We start from the raw sequence: 18,796 nt of genomic DNA on the forward strand, positions 1-18,796 counted from the left end.
ACGGATGCGGCCTATGCGTAAACTTGCCCGTGACTTCAAAGACGCGGTCGTGCGCGATGATTTCGATCAAGCAAAGTCGATTCTCCTGGCTTCACTTGCCCAGAACGAGACTGATTTTGTCAACGCCTTGAGAAAGGAGGGAGCCCTTCGGTATTCACGCTACGGGTTCCGCACGAAAACCATAGTGCCACTTCTGGAAGAGGTCCTACGCAGCCCTCCTTCACCCGTTGCGGAGGAGACACGGAAGTATTTCCGCTCAGTCCTCGCTTTGGCCGAAGTGGCCAATGCTGTGTGCACTAAGCTCGCGAAGCTGAGAAAGTCCTTCAATGCGGCTTCGCTCACGCGTTACAACGAGATGCCGATCAAATCAAGCGCAACGCGGAAAGTGTCTTATCGATCCGAGACCTGGCTAAGGATGCTCTAACACGAGCTGAGGGGAAGTTCATTGAGATCGTCGAGGAACCCGTAAAGCGAGTTCGTGTTCACCTTCCGGCGATCGCTGTGCGATCAACTCCGTACGACACCCTAAGCCTCACCTGGAAATGATCACTTCCAGTTGGGATGTCCAGCCAAAATGAGACTTGCTGAGGTTGTGTTTCAGTCCGAGGCCTACCGTTCCTCCCATGTCCGTTGGTTCCGTGGTTTCCATCCACCTTTCTAGGGTTGGGGTCAATCACGCAGTCTGAGCGGGTTCGCTCAGTGGGCCGACTTGGGACGAGCCTTCGGGTCGGCTCCTGGTGAGGTGTCATCCCAGCCGAGGCCCAGAGTGCGCAGTTGTTCGTCCAAGACCGTCAAATCCCATAGTTGCAGACGTTGCGCGTCGATGCTTACAGCCAACTGTCGACCATCGGCACTGGCGGCTAGGGGGAGCATGCCGGTCGGTAGGAGTAACCTTGGTTTCAAGGTCGACTTGTCGTAGAGCCCCGCTTCCTGCAGCCCTTTCGTCAACCACAGGCTACGGCCATCCTTCGTGTACAAGAACGGACGGCCGAAGTTCGTCAGCACTTGCGTCCTTCTCCATTCTTTGGTGTTCCACAGTTCCACACCGCGGGTGGAGTAGAGTGACACCTCATCTCCAGCCGGCGAGAACTCAAAGTAGTTGATATTGCCCAGTGTGGGCAGGCGCGTCAGCTGAGCGATCGGTTCCATTCCGGGCAGGCTGTAGATCTGAAGTGATGGCGAGTAGTGCGGGAGTATGCCCAGCCAACGGCCGTCGGAGGAGGCGCGGTTCAGGCCGGCGACTGTGCGATGCCAGACCTGTCCTCCGTTCTCGACGCCCTCTCGAGTGTTCAGGCTAGTGCCCTCGCGGCTGGTCATAATCACCCAATTGGACTGCAGCGACAGAAAGCTGTGTTCGTCCAGCTTGGGGAGGGGGAGCTGTTGGAGTGATGGGGGGGCTCCGGCGCTAACGGCTAGCCCGATCCGCCAGCGAAAACTGGCCGCGTCCCCATTGCCCCGGTCCCGGCTGGCGAACAACTCGAGGGCGTCGGGGGTGAAGAAGCAGTGCGCGTCGTACGCTCGGTCCTCCAGTGCGCCCGGACCCTGGATCGTCAGGTCCCAGATGCCGAGCTGTTTTTCGCCGGAGGCTGCCAGCCAGCGGCCATCGGGAGAAAAGGCGGCCTGCTGCAAACGGGTGCCGAGGTCTTCGGCGAATTCGCGAAAGCCGTCAGGCGGTTCGAACGCGTGCAGCCGGATACCGGACGGCAGTTGCACCGCGTAAGCCAGGCCATCCGCGCGAAACTGTCCGATGGCGCTATCCAGCCCGATCGTGAAGGCCCGTTGCCGGGTCCGGGTGTCCCAGCAGATCAACTCAGAGCCCCAGGCACCACTCATGAGGTAGCTGCCGTCGGGGCTGAATTCGACCGTGACGGCCTCGAACTTGTGGCGTCCCAGGGGGCTGATCTCCGCTGTCTTGGCGTCCATGAACTGGACCTGACCACGGTGATCGCACACCGCGAGCTGATGGCCTCCGGGCTGCCAGTTGAAGTCCGCATGAATGGCCGCGAAGTCCCGCATGGCGAGCGAGGTGCCGTTGGTGATGGCGTGCACCGAAAGTCGCCACGAGCCCGCAACCTCACAAAGTGCGGCGAATTGGGTGCCATCTGGCGAAAAGCGCAGCCTGCTGGGTAGGCCGGGCAAGCCCACCCGGTTGATTTCCTGGCCTGTTCGAAGATCGAGGGTGAAGGCATCCGTCCCTCGTGCGGTCAAGAGAACGGGGAGCCGGGGATGGAAAGACACGGCATCACGGGGCACCTCTCTGACCAGCTGAAGTCGCTCGGCCTGAGCAGGGGTAGGCGTGGAGGGGAGAGCGGGTGGGAGCTCCCAGATCTCGCGGTCGGAACGTAGGCCCCCGCCCGGGTAATCGCGTTTGATGGCGAGAAATCGTCCGTCAGCACTCCACTCCGCGACGTAAGCCGCGAGGTTCGTGCTCGCGGGTAAGGTGAAGAGCAATCCATCCTCCGGAATGGAACGAACTTGAATGGGGCCCCTCCCGCGACCGACGGCGATCCGCTGGAAGGACGGATCCAAGCTGCGTAGGGTGAAGCTTTCCCCATACGGTAGCTCCCGCTCGTAGCGCAGGTCCGGCTTGGCCAAGGCACCCATTACCACGCGTCGAAGCTCCGCCGATTTGGAATGGCTGGCGGCGCGGCGAACGGCTTCGAGGGCCTTCACGCGATGTCCCATCTCTCCGCTCAATAGGGTGGCTCGCGCCTGCTCGAGCAGCGCGGCGTAAAGTTGCTTTCCGGTCTCCCGCTCGGCCTCCTCCGCGCGAGCCCGCAAGGTTGCCTCCTGCTGGCGGGTGGCGTTGATTCGATAGATCGCGATGGGCGATCCAATGGCGATCACGAGAAGCAACGCGGTCCCGGTGCCGATCGCCAACGCGAGCGCTGGTTTGCGTCGACACCATCGTGCGAGTTTGGCAGCGGGGGCCAGGGGGCGAGCCCGGATGGGCTCATCGCCGAGAAAGCGATCGAGTTCATCGGCCAAATCCTGAGCTGACGCGTAACGATTTCGGGGCTCCTTCTCCAGGCACTTGGTGCAGATGGTCTCCAGATCGCGTGGCACCGTCGGGTTAAGAAGGCGAGGCGATACAGGGTCGGCTTCGGCCGCCAGACCGAGGGTCTGAGTGATGCTCTCGGCCAGGAAGGGCGGGCGGCCCGTCAGCAGGTGATACAGGATTGCTCCCAGGGAATAGACGTCACTGGCCGGCGTGGTCGGACCGCGTCGGGGATCCGCCTGCTCGGGGGGCATGTAATTGGGTGAGCCCAGAACTTGGCCGGTGAGGGTTAGGTCTTCTTCGGATGTTTGGCGGGAATGGGGGGGGACGCGTTCCGCCACACTCCTCGGTGCCTGATTTGAGTGCTCGGAGTTGCCAGCCATTCCGGTGAGCGGTTCCACCGCTGGATCCAAAGCGGCAGAGGGCTGCCGCACTCCAAGTCGCTTCGCGAGGCCGAAGTCGGTCACATGCGGCACTCCCTGGGCATCGATGAGCACGTTGGAGGGCTTGAGGTCGCGGTGGAGTACACCACGTTCGTGGGCGTAGTGAACCGCTTTGGCGATGGTTCGGAGCAGTAGCGCTGCCGGACGCGCAGACACGGGTTGTTCGCGAATCCATTCGGCCAGACTTCGACCTTCAATGAGCTCCATCGAGAAGTACGGTTGGCCCAGATGCGCTCCGACCTCGTAGACCGAGACGATGTTCGGATGGTTGAGGCTCGCTGCCGCTTCTGCTTCACGACGAAAACGATCGAAGAACGCGGGGCTGGCAAAGTGACCCGCCAGCAACACCTTCACCGCCACCAAGCGGTTCAAGCTTTCCTGCCGCGCTCGATAGATGACCCCCATTCCGCCACGAGCGAGTTCTCCGAGAAGCTCGTAGTCGCCCAGACGATGGGGGTGATGCGCTGGGAAGGGCAGGGGGGTGTTTGGAGCAGCGGACTCTTCCTGACATTCGTCGGCGTCTGCGGTCTCCGAGCGCGCGTCGCCCTCAGGACCCGACCAACCCGGCACGCAAAGCCTGACCAGGCACGCGGGACAATTGTTGCGCAGCGGCCCGGACTTGGGTCGGCCGCATTTCGGACATCGTTGTAGATCATCGGGGTCCATGGGAACTAAGGCTGCTGAGGGATTTCCTCCAAAATCCGGAAAATGTCACACCTCGGAGCCACGGATTCGTCTATCCGCTGATGAGGTTCAGCAGCAGACGCATCTCTTCGTCCACCTCCTGGGGCTCCCCGACGGTTTGGGCCACTTCGTGTCGCAGCAGTTCGCCGTAGCGGCGACGTAGGCGCAGCACCGTCATTCGAAGCGCTCCCTCTCCCAGGCCGAGCCTTCGACCGATCTCTGCGTAGGTCGGACCCTCCCGATCGTTGGAGAGAAGCTCCTTCACCTCGGCGAACAGTTCTCCTTTGGCTTTGGTCTGACACTCTTGCTCCAGCGCGTTCATGGCTTGCTCCAGAACCGTGAGCGCCCAGTTTTTTAGAAACTTCGTTTCAGGAGTTTCCTGGTCGGTCGGCTCGAGCCGGTAGCGCTCCTCTGGAGTTTGTTGGTCCAAGGAGATGAACTTGAACTGTCCTCCCCGCTTTTGGCGATGGGCGCGGCTCCATTCCCGCGCTAGAAAGTAGTCGAGCATCGTCAGGAGAAAGGTGCGGAACTTTCCTTTCGTCCTATCCGCCAGCCGCAGGTGGTCCTTGGCGATCACCTGCGCGAAGAATTCTTGGGTCAAATCCTCGGCTTCATCCGGACCGTAGCCCTTCCGTCGGACGTAGACATAGATGGGATACCAGTAGGCGGAACACAGTGTCTCGAGGGCCCGATGAGCCGGCGCTGAATCGCCTTCACCTGCCGCAAGGACCACACTCCAGTGCGTGGTTGCAAAGATGCGGTGTCCGATTTCGCCAGACTGTTGACCTGAGGTAGCCATATCGCCCGATTCGTACAGAAGCATGGCATAGGATGCGCAGTCCGAACAGCTTGAAGTTGTCTCACCCGGTGCCGCGGGGGTGATTTGCGGTGGGGGAGGGTAGGGGATCCCCCTCCCGGGGGTGCCGGAAAGCTGTAGAGGGCTACAGCACTCCAAAGGCGCTTCGCGACTCGCTCGACCCTATGGAGTGCGGCAGCCCTCTGCCGCTTTTCAGGAGCCGACGGAGTCGGAAATTCCCGCGGGGGCGAATGTGCCCTCACCCGGAACTGGTCCCACCCGCCCCCCTTCCGAGAACCTTTTGCCTTGTGCGGAATCCTGCATCGCTCCACGCTTTGCGGTAGTCACCATGAACCGGATTCACATCACCGATGAACCGTTACTCTGCTCGGGCTCGGCCATCGGGACGGCTCTGCTCTTGAGACTCCTGGCGGTCGCGGGTTTGGTTGGTACGCTCGCCGCCGCTTCGCCGGAGGATTCGCCTCTGCCTTCCCAGGTACGGACGCTGCTCAAGGACTATTGTGTGGATTGCCATGGTGGGGATCAAACCAAGGGCGGTTTCGATCTGTTGGAGATTCAACAGGCTGGTGTTGCTCGTCATGCCAATGAGTGGGAGCGTGTGGTCCGCAAGCTTCAGGCTCGCCAGATGCCGCCAGCGGGGAAGGAGCGGCCAACCGAGCAGGCCTATCAGAGTGTCGTGGCCTATCTGGTATCCACCCTGGACCGTGCTGCGCAGAAGCATCCGGATCCGGGCCGCAGCGACACCTTCCGCCGTTTGAGCCGCACGGAGTATCAGAACGCGGTTCGCGATCTCTTGGCGGTGGACCTGGACGCGACAGCCTTGCTGCCGAAGGACGATTCGGGCCACGGCTTCGACAATCAGGCTTTGGGAAACCTTTCGGCAACGTTGCTGAATCGCTACCTCTCTGCGGCTGAAAAAATCAGCCGCCTCGCCATCGGCGCGCCCCGGCGCACTCCAGGTGGCGACACCTATAGGACCCCGCCGGACCTGACTCAGGAGGAGCACGTCGAGGGGCTGCCTTTCGGGACCCGCGGCGGCATGCTCATCGCTCACACGTTCCCCCGTGACGGCGAGTATGAAATTCAGATTCGCCTCACGCGAGACCGCAACGAACATGTCGAGGGAATGCGGGAGCCCCATGAGTTGGAGATATTGCTCGACGGCAAACTCGCGGCTCACTTTACCGTCTCCCCGCCGAAGGATGAAAATCATGACCAGGTCGACGCCCATTTAAAGGTTCGCTTGACGGTACCAGCGGGACCACGGCGCGTAGGCGTCACGTTCCGAAAGAATCCCTCCTCGTTGCTCGAAACCAAGCGACAGCCCTATCAGGCGCGCTACAACATGCATCGTCATCCGCGGTTGGGGCCAGCGGTTTATCAGGTGTCCATCAACGGTCCTTACCACACAACCGGAGCGGGCGACACTCCGAGTCGTCGCCGCATTTTTATCGCCCGGCCGACGGGCAGCGGTGACGAGGATCGATGCGCGCAGCAGGTTATTGCCAACCTCACCCGGCGGGCTTATCGACGTCCCGTCAGCGATGTCGACCTAGCTGGTCCGCTGGAGTTTTACCGCCAAGCCAAGGCGGTGGATGGCTATGAGGCGGGGATCGAGGCGGCCCTGGCTGCCATCTTGGTCAGTCCCCAGTTTCTATTCCGCGTGGAGCGCGATCCGGCTGATGTTGCTCCCGGTGTGGCGTATCGTTTGTCGGATGTGGCTCTGGCCTCACGACTTTCGTTTTTCTTGTGGAGCAGCATTCCCGATGACGAGTTGCTCGCGGTCGCCGAGCGGGGTGACTTGCACCGTCCCAAGGTCTTGGAAAAGCAGACCCGACGCATGCTGGCTGACCCGCGCGCGGAAAACCTAGTCGGCAACTTTGCAGAGCAATGGCTCCACCTGCGGAATTTGGAGTCCGTCACTCCGGATCTCCGGTTGTTCCCCGACTTCGATGACAATCTGCGCCAGGCTTTTCGACGCGAAACCGAGCTTCATTTTGAGTCCATGCTACGCGAGGACCGCAGTGTTCTCGATCTGCTCCGTGCGGATTACACGTTCCTGAACGAGCGTTTGGCCAAGCACTATGGCATTCCCCATGTGTACGGCAGCCAATTCCGTCGCGTAGCACTCAACCCCGCCAGCCAGCGTGGCGGCCTGTTGCGTCAGGGCAGCGTGCTCACGGTGACTTCCTATGCCACCCGCACATCTCCCGTGATTCGCGGTAAGTGGATCTTGGAGAACATTCTTGGCACCCCGCCACCGCCACCGCCGGGGAACGTGCCGGCGCTCAAGGAGAAGACCATTTCCGAGGCGTTGCCGGTTCGGCAGCGTTTGGCCGAACATCGGGCGAATGTGGCCTGCGCCGGCTGCCACGCCCTGATTGATCCGCCCGGCTTCACGCTCGAGAACTATGATGCCATCGGCCGCTGGCGCACTTTGGAAGATGGTCAGCCCGTGGACGCCAGCGGGGGCCTGCCGGACGGCAGCAAGTTCAGTGGCGCGGACGAACTAGAGAAGGGGCTGCTGCGACGCCCTGATCTGTTTGTCGGCGCATTTACTGAGAAGCTGATGACGTTCGCCCTTGGGCGGGGTGTGGGAGCCCAGGATGCGCCCGCCATCCGCCAGATTGTTCGCGACGCGAAGGCTGACAATTACCGGCTTTCAGCTATTGTAAGGGGTATTGTTAGCAGTACACCGTTTCAGCTACGAAAGGCACCATGATCATCACCAAGAAATTCCTACCAAGGCGGACTTTTCTACGCGGTGTGGGCGCGACGCTGGCGCTGCCGTTGCTGGAGGCCATGGTTCCGGCCGCCACGCCGCTCGCCAAGACGGTCGCACGTCCGGTGCGCCGGCTCGGCTATGTGTTTATGCCGATGGGATGCGACCAAACGCGCTGGACACCGCCCGGCAGCGGAGCCCTGGGCGAACTCTCTCCCATCCTGGGCTCGTTGGCGCCGGTGAAAGACCAGGTGACGGTCCTGACCAATCTAGAACTGCAGACCGCGTACCCGGGCAGTCACGCGACTTCGAATTCCTCGTTCCTCAGCTGTGCCAAGGCGAAGCTGACCGAAAGCAACGACTATTACCTAGGCACCACGGTCGACCAATTAGCGGCCCAGCAGATCGGCCGCGAAACACAACTGCCCTCGCTTGAACTCGCGATGGATCTTTTGCAGGTGGTTGGCCAGTGTGACAACGGCTATGCCTGTGCCTATCAGAACAATCTTTCGTGGTCTTCACCCACGACCCCGCTTCCGGCGGAAGCGCATCCGCGCATTGTCTTTGAGAGCTTGTTTGGCGACGGCGGGAATCCGGCCGAGCGACGCGCGGCATTGGTGAGGCGGGCGAGCTTGCTGGACTGGTTCGGTGAGGATATCGCCCGACTGAACCGGGAACTCGGGCCCGGCGACCGTGCTCGCCTCGGCGAGTATCTCAATACAGTTCGTGAAGTGGAGCGGCGCATCCAGCAAGCCGAGGCCGATGCGAAGGACAATCCGCTGCCCGACCTCGAGCGGCCGGTGGGAGTTCCCGCCTCGTACGCCGCTCATGCACGGCTCATGTTCGACCTCCAGGTTCTGGCCTTTCAGGGTGATGTCACGCGCGTGATCAGCTTCCAACTCGCGCGGGAGACCAGCAATCGGACCTATCCGGAGATTGGGGTGCCCGATCCGCATCATCCGCTGTCCCATCACGGCAACGATCCGGCCAAGATTGCTCGGATGGCGAAAATCAATGAGTTCCACGTTTCGTTGTTCGCAGAATTCCTGGGCAAGCTCAAGGCCACGCGGGAAGGTAACGGCACCCTGTTGGATCATTCGCTGTATCTCTACGGCAGCGGCATCGGGAACCCCAATATTCACGACCATACCAACCTGCCTATTCTCGTCGCGGGCGGTGCTGCCGGTGGAATGAAGGGCGGACGGCATCTGCGCTACGATCGGCCGGTCCCCTTGGCGAATCTCCACCTGACCCTGCTCGATAAAGCGGGGGTAAGGTTGGACAAGTTCGGCGACAGCAACGGTCGTGTGGACGAGTTGTTTGAGCCCATGCCCCTTTAATGCATCTTCGCACTTTGAGTCTGGCGTCGGCGGTGGGCTGGGTCACCTGGGTGGCCGCCTCCCAGGTGGCTCTCTCGGCGGCCGACACCGCGGTTGCCGATGCGGCTCAGAGGTCGGATCGTGCAGCCGTGCGGCGGCTGTTGAAACAGCATCCCGAGGTGAATGCGAGTCAGCCTGACGGAATGACTGCGTTGCACTGGGCAGTCTTGAAGGACGACCTCGAGTTGGCGAGGCTGCTTTTGGAAGCCAAGGCGAATCCCGGGGCCACGAATCGGTATGGGGTCACCCCGCTCGCGCTGGCCTGCCAGAGCGGCGAAACGGCCACGGTGGAGTTGCTGCTCGCCCGGGGGGCTGATCCGGACGCGGCATTGTCTGGAGGGGAAACGGCCCTCATGACCGCTGCACGCACCGGTCGACCTGGGCCTGTCCAAGCGCTGCTGCGTCAGGGTGCGAACGTGAACGCGAAGGAGCGACGCGGCCAGACGGCGCTGATGTGGGCTGCAGCCGAGGGCCATACCGAAGTGGTTGACCTTCTTGTTCGAGCCGGTGCAGAGGTTGGAGCTACCCTGGATTCAGGATTTACGGCCCTCCTTCTCGCTGCGCGGGAGGGAAGAAGGGAAACCGTCCGGCTCCTGCTTAAAGCAGGCGTTGATGTCAATGGGGTAATGTCGCCCCGCAAGTCAGTGGCCAAGGGGCCAGCCAAGGGAACCAGCGCATTGGTCCTGGCGGTCGAGAATGGCCATTATGACCTCGCGTTGGATTTAATCGAGGCGGGAGCCGATCCGAATGACCAGCGTTCGGGATATTCGCCTTTGCACATGATGACTTGGGTGCGCAAGCCGCCGCGCGGCGAGGATTTTGGAGCGCCACCGCCGCCTGAGTTGAACGGACTCGCCAATTTGCAGTTCGTTAGGGCGCTCGTGCGGCGCGGAGCGGATGTCAATGCGCGTCTCGCCACCGGCCGGGGTGGGTTGGGTAAGTTCAACCCGAAAGGAGCGACTCCCTTTTTCATGGCCGCGGCAACGGCGGATCTGCCTTATATGAAGTTGCTCCTGGAACTCGGGGCCGACCCCACGATCACCAACGTGGAGGGATGCACTCCACTCATCGTGGCCTGTGGCATTCATGTCGGTTCCGACCAGGCGACCGAGGCCGCTGGCGAGGAGTCGGAGGTGCTCGAGGCGGCACAGTTGCTTTTGAAACTAGGCATCGACGTGAATGCTGTGGATGCCAATGGCGAGACCGCCATGCATGGCGCCGCCCTTAAGAACCTCCCTAGGGTCGTGCAATTCTTGGCGGATCACGGAGCCAACATCGACATCTGGAACCGGGAAAATCGCTTCGGATCGACCCCGCTCATGCTGGCTCGGGGGTATCGACCCGGAAATTTCAAACCCTCGGCCGAGACCGCCGAAGCCATCGAACGCGTCATGATTGCCGCTGGAGTTCCACCGCCCGTCACCACAACTCCGCCCGTGCTCAAGAACTCCGATTGGGAGCCCACCGCCCTTCAGAAGAAGCCTTAAGCCGGCCGAGTTTGCCACCCGACTTTGAGGACTGCTGGGTGGACGAGCGCTCCGAAAGGCATCCAATCGTTTACCCAACTCCCGCGGATCATCTCTGGATCCGAGGGTCCCTTGCGTTCGCACCGCGCGAAGGCACATTAGCCTCGAGAAACCCACCGTGGTCGAGTCAACGACGCTGGCTGGTGCGGGTGGCATTGACCGGTATTAGAATGAAAAACTCTTGGTAGATGAGCTATGTACAACGCGGAGCGATGGCAACGAAAATGGATTTGGCTAGGTTTGGTCATGGTCTGTGCCCTTCGGTCCTCGTTCGTTCAGGCAGCGTGTGATGCCTGCACCACGATTGGATCAGGTCGGACGCAGGGAACGATCACTCTGAACTCCCTTTCCGAGGCGTCCGGTATTGCCGCGAGCCGGCTCAACCCCGGAGTGGTGTGGATTGTGAACGATGGATCCCGCCCCATCGTCTACGCTTTCAACCGCGACGCGGAACGTCTGGCCTCCTTTGAATACAGTCAGAAGTTGGATGATACCGAAGATATCGCAGTGGGGCCGGGGCCAGTGGCTGGTCTCTCGTACCTCTATGTGGGAGACGTTGGTGGCAATCAGGGGACCGACGTGGCGCGCAGTCGAGTGAAGATCCTGCGCATTCCCGAGCCCGCGGTGGATCTGGCCTGGGCGTCGAAACCCCGATCCCCGAGTTTTAAGGATGCGGAGCTTTTTGTGTTGGTGTATCCCGATGGCTTTTACGATGCCGAAACATTGATGGTCGACCCCATCTCCGGAGATGTGTTCATCGCCACGAAGCAGCAGATGGGCTCCCGTCTTTATCGCGCCAACCTTACGGGGCTTACTAACGGGAGTTCGGCGACCTTGCAGTTTGCTGGAACCGTTCTTTTCAATCAGGCGTCGGGAGGGGACATTTCGGCGGATGGTCGGCAAATCGTATTGCGACGCGAGGAGTTGGCCATGTCGTGGGGCCGGTGCCTCGATCAATCGGTCGGTGAAACTCTGGCGCTTCCGGGACAGCTTATTCCCGTCATTGGCCCTCCCACTGAACCGAACGGGGAGGGTATCGCTCTGCTGCCCGATGGGACCGGCTATGTCACTGTGAGCGAGGGAAGGAATCCGGCTCTATACTATTTCCCGGCACAATGTCCCGCTCCTCCGCGGTTCACGGTTTCGCCGACCAACCAAGTCGCCTTCGTCGGTGGAAGCGCAACTCTAGTCAGCTCGGCCGTCGGATACCCCGTGCCTACGTATCAATGGAGTTTCAGCGGACAGAACCTCAGCCGAGAGACCAATGCCCAGCTCCAACTTTCCGACCTTTCACCTGACCGAGCCGGCGAATACCAGATCGTGGCCTCCAATGCGAGCGGAGCAATTACTAACACGGCCATGCTCACCCTGCGGTCTAAACCTGATTTGAGGATCACGGAAGCCATGTCGAGCTTGGCCCCGAGTCCCAATGTTCCGACGGCCGATTGGTGGGAGCTAACCAGCTTTGAATCGCAGCCCGTGGACCTATCGGGCTGGCGGTTCAACGAAAACTCCGGCGCGTTGACGGATGCGTTCGTCCTCCCGTCCGGTCTGGTCATCCTTCCCGGGGAATCGGTGGTGTTTTGTGAGGAGCTGACCCCTGTGCAGTTTCGCAGCTGGTGGGGTAACTCGGCTCTATCGGCCACGCTGCAAATTGTCACCTACACCGGTTCAGGATTAAGTCTGGGGGCATCGGGTGACAGCATCCGACTCTGGGATGCTCAGGCCACGGATCCTGCCGACCTGGTTGCCAGCGTCGATTTTGAAATGGCGACAGCAGGGTTCTCTTTCATCTATGACCCCAGCCGCGAGGAATTTGGTTTCTTAAGCGCTGCGGGCGTCCATGGCGCGATTCAAGCAGAGCTCACCTCCGACGTCGCCTCGCCAGGACGGATCCGTGCGTTGCCGACGCCTCCTGTCCTCCAAGTTTCGGGAATGAACGGTACGGTGAGACTCGAGTTCGATGCCATCGCGGGGTTCCGCTATTCACTTCTCACCCGATCCCGCCTGGACGTTCCGGACTGGGAATTAACTGGGGACACCCTCCAGCCCAGCTCGAATGCCCGAGTCGGTTTTGAAAAGGATGCTTCGGGGGACTACCATTTTTATACCGTGCTCGTGGAGTAGGTGAATTTCGGTGGCCGGGTTCCCGTCGAGCGACCCGGCATGGGGAAGGGCACGGCAGTGCCCCCGTTTACTTTCCATCAACCCGGTAGTATGCCGGGAAGGTCAAATCCTCATCCTGATCTTCGAAGGATCCGTTACCACTTCCGTCGGTGAGAACGGTTCCCACCGCAGTCCAGCTGGGACTCGTAAGTGTTGTGGCCCGGAAAATATCATAGGTTTTTTGAGCCGAGCCCGAGAAGCGCAGCTGAGGATTGCCGTTGAACAGAAGGCTGTAGTTGACAAAGCGTGCCGGTTGGAGTGCATCCACCTTTACCTGATACCGTGCGATGAAAGTATCGGTAGCTCCGGCCGACGTGAGGGAGGCGCGAGTGGGTTGGCCCTCGCCGAAAACTGCGGTTTGACCGAATCTTCCCACGACATGGATTCCGCCGGTTTTATCGACGGCAATACCCATCGCCCGATCATCGCCGATCCCCCCGTCTGACCGCGCCCACAACAGTCCGCCCTGGGTGTCCAGTTTGGCTATAAAAACGTCCCCCTGACCCTCGCCGTTAAGGCTGGTTTCGTGATCCTCCTCGGCGCCGACGACGAGGTGGAATCCGTGGGCGGTCACGTAGGAGCTGCCATCTGATCCTACGGCGATGCCCGTCGACACTTCATCAGCAGGACCAACCATCATCTTCACCCATTGTTGGTTTCCGTCCTTGTCATGTTTGACCACGAAAATGTCAGCTGATCCGCCTTCATCGAGTTGAGTTTGATTCAGTTCCCCGGCGAAGGGTGCGCGGCTGCGGAAAGTGCCCGTCGCGTAGCTGTTGCCATCCTTATCTACGGCGATCGCCGTGCCCTCATCGTGTTCCGCCTGCCCCAGTCCGCTACGAACCCAGGCCAGCGTTCCATCACTCAGGTATTTTGCCACGAAAATCTCGTAGTTGCTCCCGAGCGGTCCCTTGAGCACCGTCTCATGGACCTCACCGGGGCCGAAGGTGGCGGTGCCGCTGTATCTGCCCACCACGTACGCGTTTCCTGAGTCGTCGATGTCGATTCCCATACCTCCGTTACCCGTCGCTCCGCCGGCGCTCTTCGCCCACACCAACTGCCCGTTGGGATTGTACTTGGCTATGAACACATCTTCGCCGTTGTTTCTGCCGAGCCCGGGCAAGGCAGTTTGATTGGATTCACCCGCTCCGAACGTCACCGGGTTGGAGCCATACCGTCCGGTCACGAAGGAGTTGCCGGCCTGATCGACGGCGATGCCGTTCGCGGTTTCGCTATTCGAGCCCTGGGTCTGCTTGGCCCATAGAAAATTCCCATCCTTGTCGTATTTGGCGAGGAACAAATCATTGGCCAGCGCGTTGAACGAGACCTGTTGGGGGGTTCCAGACGCAAAGGTGATGGTGGGTCCAAAGTGCCCAAATACGTAACAGTTGCCGGCTGCATCCAAACCAATGCCGGATCCCCAACCCGCTTGGGAACGCGCTTGCCGAACCCACAGCAGTGCGCCTCCTGGTCCATACTTCGCTACAAACACATCTTGGCCCAGCGCCGTGAGTTGCACGGGACTTGGGTCCCCCGCTCCGAAAGTGGCGGTGAGTTTAAAGTATCCTGTGATGTAGGTGTTTCCCAGTTCGTCGGCCGCTATGGCGGAGCCCTCATCGGTCGTGCCTCCTCCCGCACGCTTGGCCCAGGACAGATTGGCGTTGTCGGCCCCCACAGGGATCGCCCAGGCAACCAAGATTAAAAGGATGAGCCCCCAAGAGCTGACGCCGGGCAACACACGCCGATCTCGAGGTTCGGATCGAACAACTTCAAAATGATCCATGGTGCCATCCTAAGCCGGTTCCGGCTTTAGAGGCAAGCAGCGATATGCAGGCACAGAGCGCATTGAAGATGAAAGGGGCTATGGAGATTCTGATTACTCGGATCTGGTCCCGCTCCCTCTCCTCTTGGCCTCGATCACTCCTTGTCGCTCCTCGCCGTGGCTCGTTCCACCCTTGCACCTATTGGGCCTGCATGGGCTCGACAGAGTCTCTCCCTGCCTTGGTCTAGGTATTGTCCTGCGGAAAAGTAACCGATCTTCTGATGGAGGCTTAGTTAGAAGAAGGTTTGGGAGCTGTCAACAAACTCATGGGGAAATCGATTCGCCAGATTCCTCTCAATTGACCCGTCACAAAACCCGTGGCCTCGTCCTGGGGGTACAGTCTTCGGATCAGACCCGTCTGCTCCGGCGAAAGGTCCTTTCCGACACGGCCATGGCACTGAAGGCATACCGAGTTGTTGATCACGATGGGGGCGAGAAAGGTGACTTGATCTGGCATCCATTGAACCACCATTGGCTGCGGGAGGTTAGTCGATGCCGCTAGTGAGGCTTCGAATTGGCTCAAGACCTTTAGCTCGGCCTCGTTGGCTCGGTTTGCCGGATTGCGCGGCTTGTGAGTCACCCTGCGCAGCAAGACTCCATGCTTCTTGGCCACGCCGCCGACCAGCGGCGACGCCACAGCGGAACAGAAGGGTAGTGCGTTGCTAATGCCACCTGTTTTGAGAACCGAAACAAGGTTGGAACTCAGCAGCCCAAAGGTCTCTGAGGTGATGGCCTTGCCGCGCTTGACCGTCTCTTGTTTGAGCGCTGGTGGAATCTCCTGGGCCGTCGGCTCCGCGGCCCGAGCGGGTTCGTAGGAAGCGCCTCCCATTATCAGGAGTGCTAGGTAAGCGAGACCCTTCGAGAAGGATGTATTTGGTGCCATCATTGACTTGGGCTTAGCTGACGGGTTGATTCATCATGGGCCGACTGCTCCTGCGGTTTCGTTCGTGCCGTTCGATCGCCCAGAAAACGACTGCAGCCAAGGCGCAAAGCATCGCAAACCACGCTGCGTCCGGAACTCCAGTCACGTCGGGCAATCGCAATTTCCCTAGCGCGGCAACGGTTTGGATATGACTTTCCACCCACTTGAAGCTCAGGGCATATAAGACTCCGCCCACCATCATTCCGCCGAATCCGACCAAAGCATGAAGACTGCCCGTTGCCAGTGCAGCTACCCCGGTACCCGGGCAGTATCCATAGAGGACCATGCCGATCCCGAATAAGCTGGCTCCGAGGGTGACACCCAGCATATTCGCGGGCTTGATGTGATACTGTGCATGACCTGACTGTTTGAGAAGCAGCACTCCGATTCCACCGACCAGGATGGCAGTGAACATGATTTTGAGCACGGTGAAGTCGCGAAATCGGAATTGATTGACGATGACGTTGTAGTGCGCAACTCCGCCGCGGTGCAGGAGCATGCCGAAGAGCATTCCCATCGGTATGGCTAGCCATCGGGCGGTTTCGGCTGAGACTGGAAGTTCCATAGATGGTTTCCCGGTTTAGGGTTGTTTGGTACTCGAGGCGAGTGTGGTGGGGTTGCGTTTTCCGAACAGCAGCAGGGCGGTCGCAGCCCCGGTCGCAAATAGGGTCAGGAAGAAGGTCCAGCTGCTCAGCGCCAACTGGAGACTGCCGCTGATCCCATGTCCGCTGGTGCATCCACCCGCCATGCGGGCGCCATACATCAGGAGAACTCCCCCCAAAAAGGCCACCACAAATCGTTTCGCAACCGATCCGCCAAACCGCTCCCTCCAGACCGATGGCACTTTCTCGGCCTTAAAGGACCGACTGAGCATCACGCTGAGGAGGCTTCCGAGGAAGGTTCCGATCAGGAACAGCATGCCGCCATCCAGCTTCAACGGCGTTTTAGCCCAATAGGCATTTTGAGTAACCCCTTCGGATCCGATCAGGGGAATGGCGCACACGCTCGATACCGCGGAGAGGGCAGTGGAGATACCCAGGGGTTGATTCAATAGACCAAATGCAATCCAGCTAAGGACTCCTAAACACACGCCAACTAAATAGGGATTCCACCGCCCGCGCACCGCCGTTTCGGGATTCATGTTTGCGTGTTGCATAACTGTTCGTGTCTATCCGAGCCGCGATCTGGCCGAAAGTTACAAACCTTTAGCCGGAGGCAATCCTGAGCCCGGAAGCTGGTTTCCCGACCTACCTTTAAGCTCGCCACTCCCTTGCGTTCCTGTGGTGGGTGCATTAGAAGTGCCTAATGGATCACCTTTCGTCTCGCGTGTCACCTGCCTCCGCGGTGGGTGGAGGCCGAGCGGTCTCGAGCCCGTGCAACTGGATTGCCTTATGACTAACGCCTTTCGCCGACTCCGCCTCCGGTTGTCGGTTATCGCGCTCTGCTTGGCTGCGGTCGATTTCCGGGTCTCCGCCGCCATCTTTGAGCCGATCAATCCGCTCGGCTGCAGTTATGCTTCTCTCCGCGAGGCTGTAACCACGGGCGGGTTCTACCGTTTTACCTGCAATGCTACCATCGAGATCCCCGCTACCCTCATCGTTTCCAAACGACTGTATCTAGACGCCGCAGGCCACGACGTCACGTTAAGCGGAGGCGGCCTTCATCAGATCCTGGTGGTTCAGTTCGGCGTTGCTTGCGAGCTCCGAGGGATTCGGCTTCGCGATGGTGTTGCCCAGCGGGGTGGGGCAATTTCTAGTCGCGGTGGGGAATTGACCCTACGGGATGTTCGATTCGAGAACAACCTCGCTCAGGGCGTGAGTTCGGCCGGCACGGAAGGGTTGGGAGGGGCTATCGACAACATGGGAGGCACGATCAACGCGTTGCGATGTCAGTGGACCGGGAACCTCGCCCGCGGTGGCGACGGCCTGGTCCTGTCCGAGCAGCCTTCGTCCGTGCGCTTCGGCGCCACCTCGGCCCGGGCAGGAGCGATTTACAATGATCGGGGGGTGGTTCAGTTGGTGGATTGCCAATTTGTTTCCAACGCGGCTCAGGGCGGTAGAGGCATGAGCGAACCCTTTCAACACCGCGGGGCCGATGCCTCCGGAGGAGCCATTGAGAGTTCCGGGCAGCTTGACGTTGTAGGCTGCACCTTCTCGGGTAACGAGGCTCGAGGTGGTGAGGGACGGTTTTCGGGCAGTTTTGCCTATTCTGGAAGCGGGCAGGGAAGCGGTGGTGCAATGGCGAATCATGGTGTTCTTACAGCGCTCAACTCGACGTGGTATCGAAACACCGTCACCGCGCGTCTGGAATCCCTTCCGCAGGGTCCTCTCGGGGAAGGGCAAGCGGCGCCTCACCGGGGCGGCGCACTTTTCTCTGATTCTGAATCGAATACGGTCTCCATTGTTCATGCGACTTTCGTGGGCAACGTGGCGGCTGAGAGCTTCGGATCCAGGCCGGGAAACGGAGGGGCCATCGCCTCCGACCACTCCAGTGTGCGAATCAGCCGCAGCGTTTTTGCGCACGCTGCTGGTAGCAGCAACTTCGCCGGAACGGTCATCGACGTGGGCTACAATCTTAGCTCAGACGACAGCGGTCATCTTCAGGCGGGTGGAAGCCGGTCTGGTCTTGATCCGCGACTCGGGACGCTCGAAGACAACGGGGGACCTACCTGGACCGTTTCCTTGCTGGCGGACAGTCCTGCCATCGATGCCGCCCCTCACTCGGAGTTCGTGGTAACGGACCAGCGCGGCGTTTCCAGGCCGCAGGGCGTTGGCTTCGATCTGGGTGCATTCGAGCGTCGCAACACCTCCTCGGCCCTCGTCCTGCGCTGGGTCCGAATCCTTCCGCCCAACGGCGTGCTGGAGGTCGTTTCCACTCCGGGTGCGCGTCTGCAGTTGTTTGCGGCTAGGGAATTGAAAGGTCCGTGGACTCTGGCCGCTGAAGCAATGGCCGACGCGCAGGGGCGCGCTGTCATCGAGACCGCCCTGGCCGGACCGGGGTGCTTCTTCCGAGTGTCGCAATAGTGGGCCGCGGTTCCGACGGTCGTATCTGGGAGGTTAGCTTCCTTACAGGAATTGTTGTAAGGACCGCCAAGGTCATGCGACCAAGTCTTGGAAGCCGATCCAGATTCGAAGACCCGCTGGGAATATTGTGGGGACTCGCTCCTCTGACTTAGGCATCTACGCACTAACTTTGTCCGAAAACCGTCATGCCCAATCAGATCAACTCACCGGAATGGAAACCTGAGGGCCGGGCTCTCCGCCTAGAGCGAGAACCGATCGCCCGGCAACGGCTGCTACCTCGAGGTCGCTTTCTTG

12 protein-coding genes are annotated in these 18,796 nt (G+C 60.4%); 6 read left to right on the forward strand and 6 right to left on the reverse strand.

The features are described from left to right. The first annotated feature begins 13 nt into the window (after positions 1 to 13). Positions 14 to 424: a hypothetical protein gene (locus JNN07_15705; GenBank protein ID MBL9169185.1), complete on the forward strand. Its 411-nt coding sequence runs from the start codon at positions 14 to 16 to the stop codon at positions 422 to 424. Positions 425 to 696: 272 nt separating this feature from the next. On the opposite strand, the gene JNN07_15710 is transcribed toward JNN07_15705, so the two are convergent. Both JNN07_15710 and JNN07_15715 read right to left on the reverse strand, forming a co-directional pair. After that, entirely contained in the window at positions 697 to 4,107 is a 3,411-nt protein-coding gene (locus JNN07_15710) for a protein kinase (protein MBL9169186.1), read from the reverse strand. Positions 4,108 to 4,177: 70 nt separating this feature from the next. Beyond that, positions 4,178 to 4,948 carry a sigma-70 family RNA polymerase sigma factor gene (locus JNN07_15715; GenBank protein MBL9169187.1) on the reverse strand — a complete coding sequence of 257 codons (771 nt, stop codon included), beginning with the start codon at positions 4,946 to 4,948 and terminating at the stop codon, positions 4,178 to 4,180. A 322-nt stretch (positions 4,949 to 5,270) separates the two neighbouring features. Between JNN07_15715 and JNN07_15720 the strand changes: the two genes are divergently transcribed. The 4 genes from JNN07_15720 to JNN07_15735 all read left to right on the forward strand — a co-directional run bounded on the left by JNN07_15720 (position 5,271) and on the right by JNN07_15735 (position 12,696). Continuing rightward, on the forward strand, positions 5,271 to 7,664 hold the full coding sequence (locus tag JNN07_15720) for a DUF1592 domain-containing protein (GenBank protein ID MBL9169188.1): 2,394 nt from the start codon (positions 5,271 to 5,273) through the stop codon (positions 7,662 to 7,664). Beyond that, positions 7,661 to 9,004 carry a DUF1552 domain-containing protein gene (locus JNN07_15725; protein ID MBL9169189.1) on the forward strand — a complete coding sequence of 448 codons (1,344 nt, stop codon included), beginning with the start codon at positions 7,661 to 7,663 and terminating at the stop codon, positions 9,002 to 9,004. The genes JNN07_15720 and JNN07_15725 overlap by 4 nt, the downstream gene beginning before the upstream one ends. 14 nt (positions 9,005 to 9,018) lie before the next feature. Then, positions 9,019 to 10,530: an ankyrin repeat domain-containing protein gene (locus JNN07_15730; protein ID MBL9169190.1), complete on the forward strand. Its 1,512-nt coding sequence runs from the start codon at positions 9,019 to 9,021 to the stop codon at positions 10,528 to 10,530. A gap of 234 nt (positions 10,531 to 10,764) precedes the next feature. Continuing rightward, entirely contained in the window at positions 10,765 to 12,696 is a 1,932-nt protein-coding gene (locus JNN07_15735) for an immunoglobulin domain-containing protein (GenBank protein ID MBL9169191.1), read from the forward strand. 67 nt (positions 12,697 to 12,763) lie between these two features. Here JNN07_15735 and JNN07_15740 read toward each other — a convergent pair whose 3' ends face one another. The 4 genes from JNN07_15740 to JNN07_15755 form a co-directional block, all read right to left on the reverse strand. Then, a complete protein-coding gene (locus JNN07_15740) occupies positions 12,764 to 14,518 on the reverse strand; it encodes an SBBP repeat-containing protein (protein MBL9169192.1) in 1,755 nt (584 codons plus the stop codon). Positions 14,519 to 14,786: 268 nt separating this feature from the next. Continuing rightward, complete coding sequence (locus JNN07_15745; GenBank protein MBL9169193.1) at positions 14,787 to 15,443, reverse strand: DUF3365 domain-containing protein; 657 nt, start codon at positions 15,441 to 15,443, stop codon at positions 14,787 to 14,789. Between the two features lie 10 nt (positions 15,444 to 15,453). Further along, the gene (locus JNN07_15750; GenBank protein MBL9169194.1) at positions 15,454 to 16,044 is read right to left on the reverse strand and encodes a YeeE/YedE family protein; all 591 of its coding nucleotides are present in this window, start codon (positions 16,042 to 16,044) and stop codon (positions 15,454 to 15,456) included. 15 nt (positions 16,045 to 16,059) lie between these two features. Beyond that, complete coding sequence (locus JNN07_15755) at positions 16,060 to 16,620, reverse strand: YeeE/YedE family protein (protein ID MBL9169195.1); 561 nt, start codon at positions 16,618 to 16,620, stop codon at positions 16,060 to 16,062. 250 nt (positions 16,621 to 16,870) lie between these two features. Here JNN07_15755 and JNN07_15760 point away from each other — a divergent pair, with 250 nt between their 5' ends. Further along, positions 16,871 to 18,502: a hypothetical protein gene (locus tag JNN07_15760; GenBank protein ID MBL9169196.1), complete on the forward strand. Its 1,632-nt coding sequence runs from the start codon at positions 16,871 to 16,873 to the stop codon at positions 18,500 to 18,502. Positions 18,503 to 18,796 lie beyond the last annotated feature (294 nt).

It is taken from the genome of Verrucomicrobiales bacterium (assembly GCA_016793885.1).
In the GTDB taxonomy this organism is placed as follows: domain Bacteria; phylum Verrucomicrobiota; class Verrucomicrobiia; order Limisphaerales; family UBA11320; genus UBA11320.

Excerpts from the sequence above, each read along its gene's own strand:
- JNN07_15720 (MBL9169188.1), top strand. The coding sequence starts at position 5,271 with ATGAACCGGATTCACATCACCGATGAACCGTTACTCTGCTCGGGCTCG.
- JNN07_15755 (MBL9169195.1), bottom strand. The coding sequence starts at position 16,620 with ATGAATCCCGAAACGGCGGTGCGCGGGCGGTGGAATCCCTATTTAGTT.
- JNN07_15750 (MBL9169194.1), bottom strand. The coding sequence starts at position 16,044 with ATGGAACTTCCAGTCTCAGCCGAAACCGCCCGATGGCTAGCCATACCG.
- JNN07_15745 (MBL9169193.1), bottom strand. The coding sequence starts at position 15,443 with ATGATGGCACCAAATACATCCTTCTCGAAGGGTCTCGCTTACCTAGCA.
- JNN07_15725 (MBL9169189.1), top strand. The coding sequence starts at position 7,661 with ATGATCATCACCAAGAAATTCCTACCAAGGCGGACTTTTCTACGCGGT.
- JNN07_15735 (MBL9169191.1), top strand. The coding sequence starts at position 10,765 with ATGTACAACGCGGAGCGATGGCAACGAAAATGGATTTGGCTAGGTTTG.
- JNN07_15705 (MBL9169185.1), top strand. The coding sequence starts at position 14 with ATGCGTAAACTTGCCCGTGACTTCAAAGACGCGGTCGTGCGCGATGAT.
- JNN07_15760 (MBL9169196.1), top strand. The coding sequence starts at position 16,871 with ATGACTAACGCCTTTCGCCGACTCCGCCTCCGGTTGTCGGTTATCGCG.
- JNN07_15710 (MBL9169186.1), bottom strand. The coding sequence starts at position 4,107 with ATGGACCCCGATGATCTACAACGATGTCCGAAATGCGGCCGACCCAAG.
- JNN07_15740 (MBL9169192.1), bottom strand. The coding sequence starts at position 14,518 with ATGGATCATTTTGAAGTTGTTCGATCCGAACCTCGAGATCGGCGTGTG.
- JNN07_15715 (MBL9169187.1), bottom strand. The coding sequence starts at position 4,948 with ATGCTTCTGTACGAATCGGGCGATATGGCTACCTCAGGTCAACAGTCT.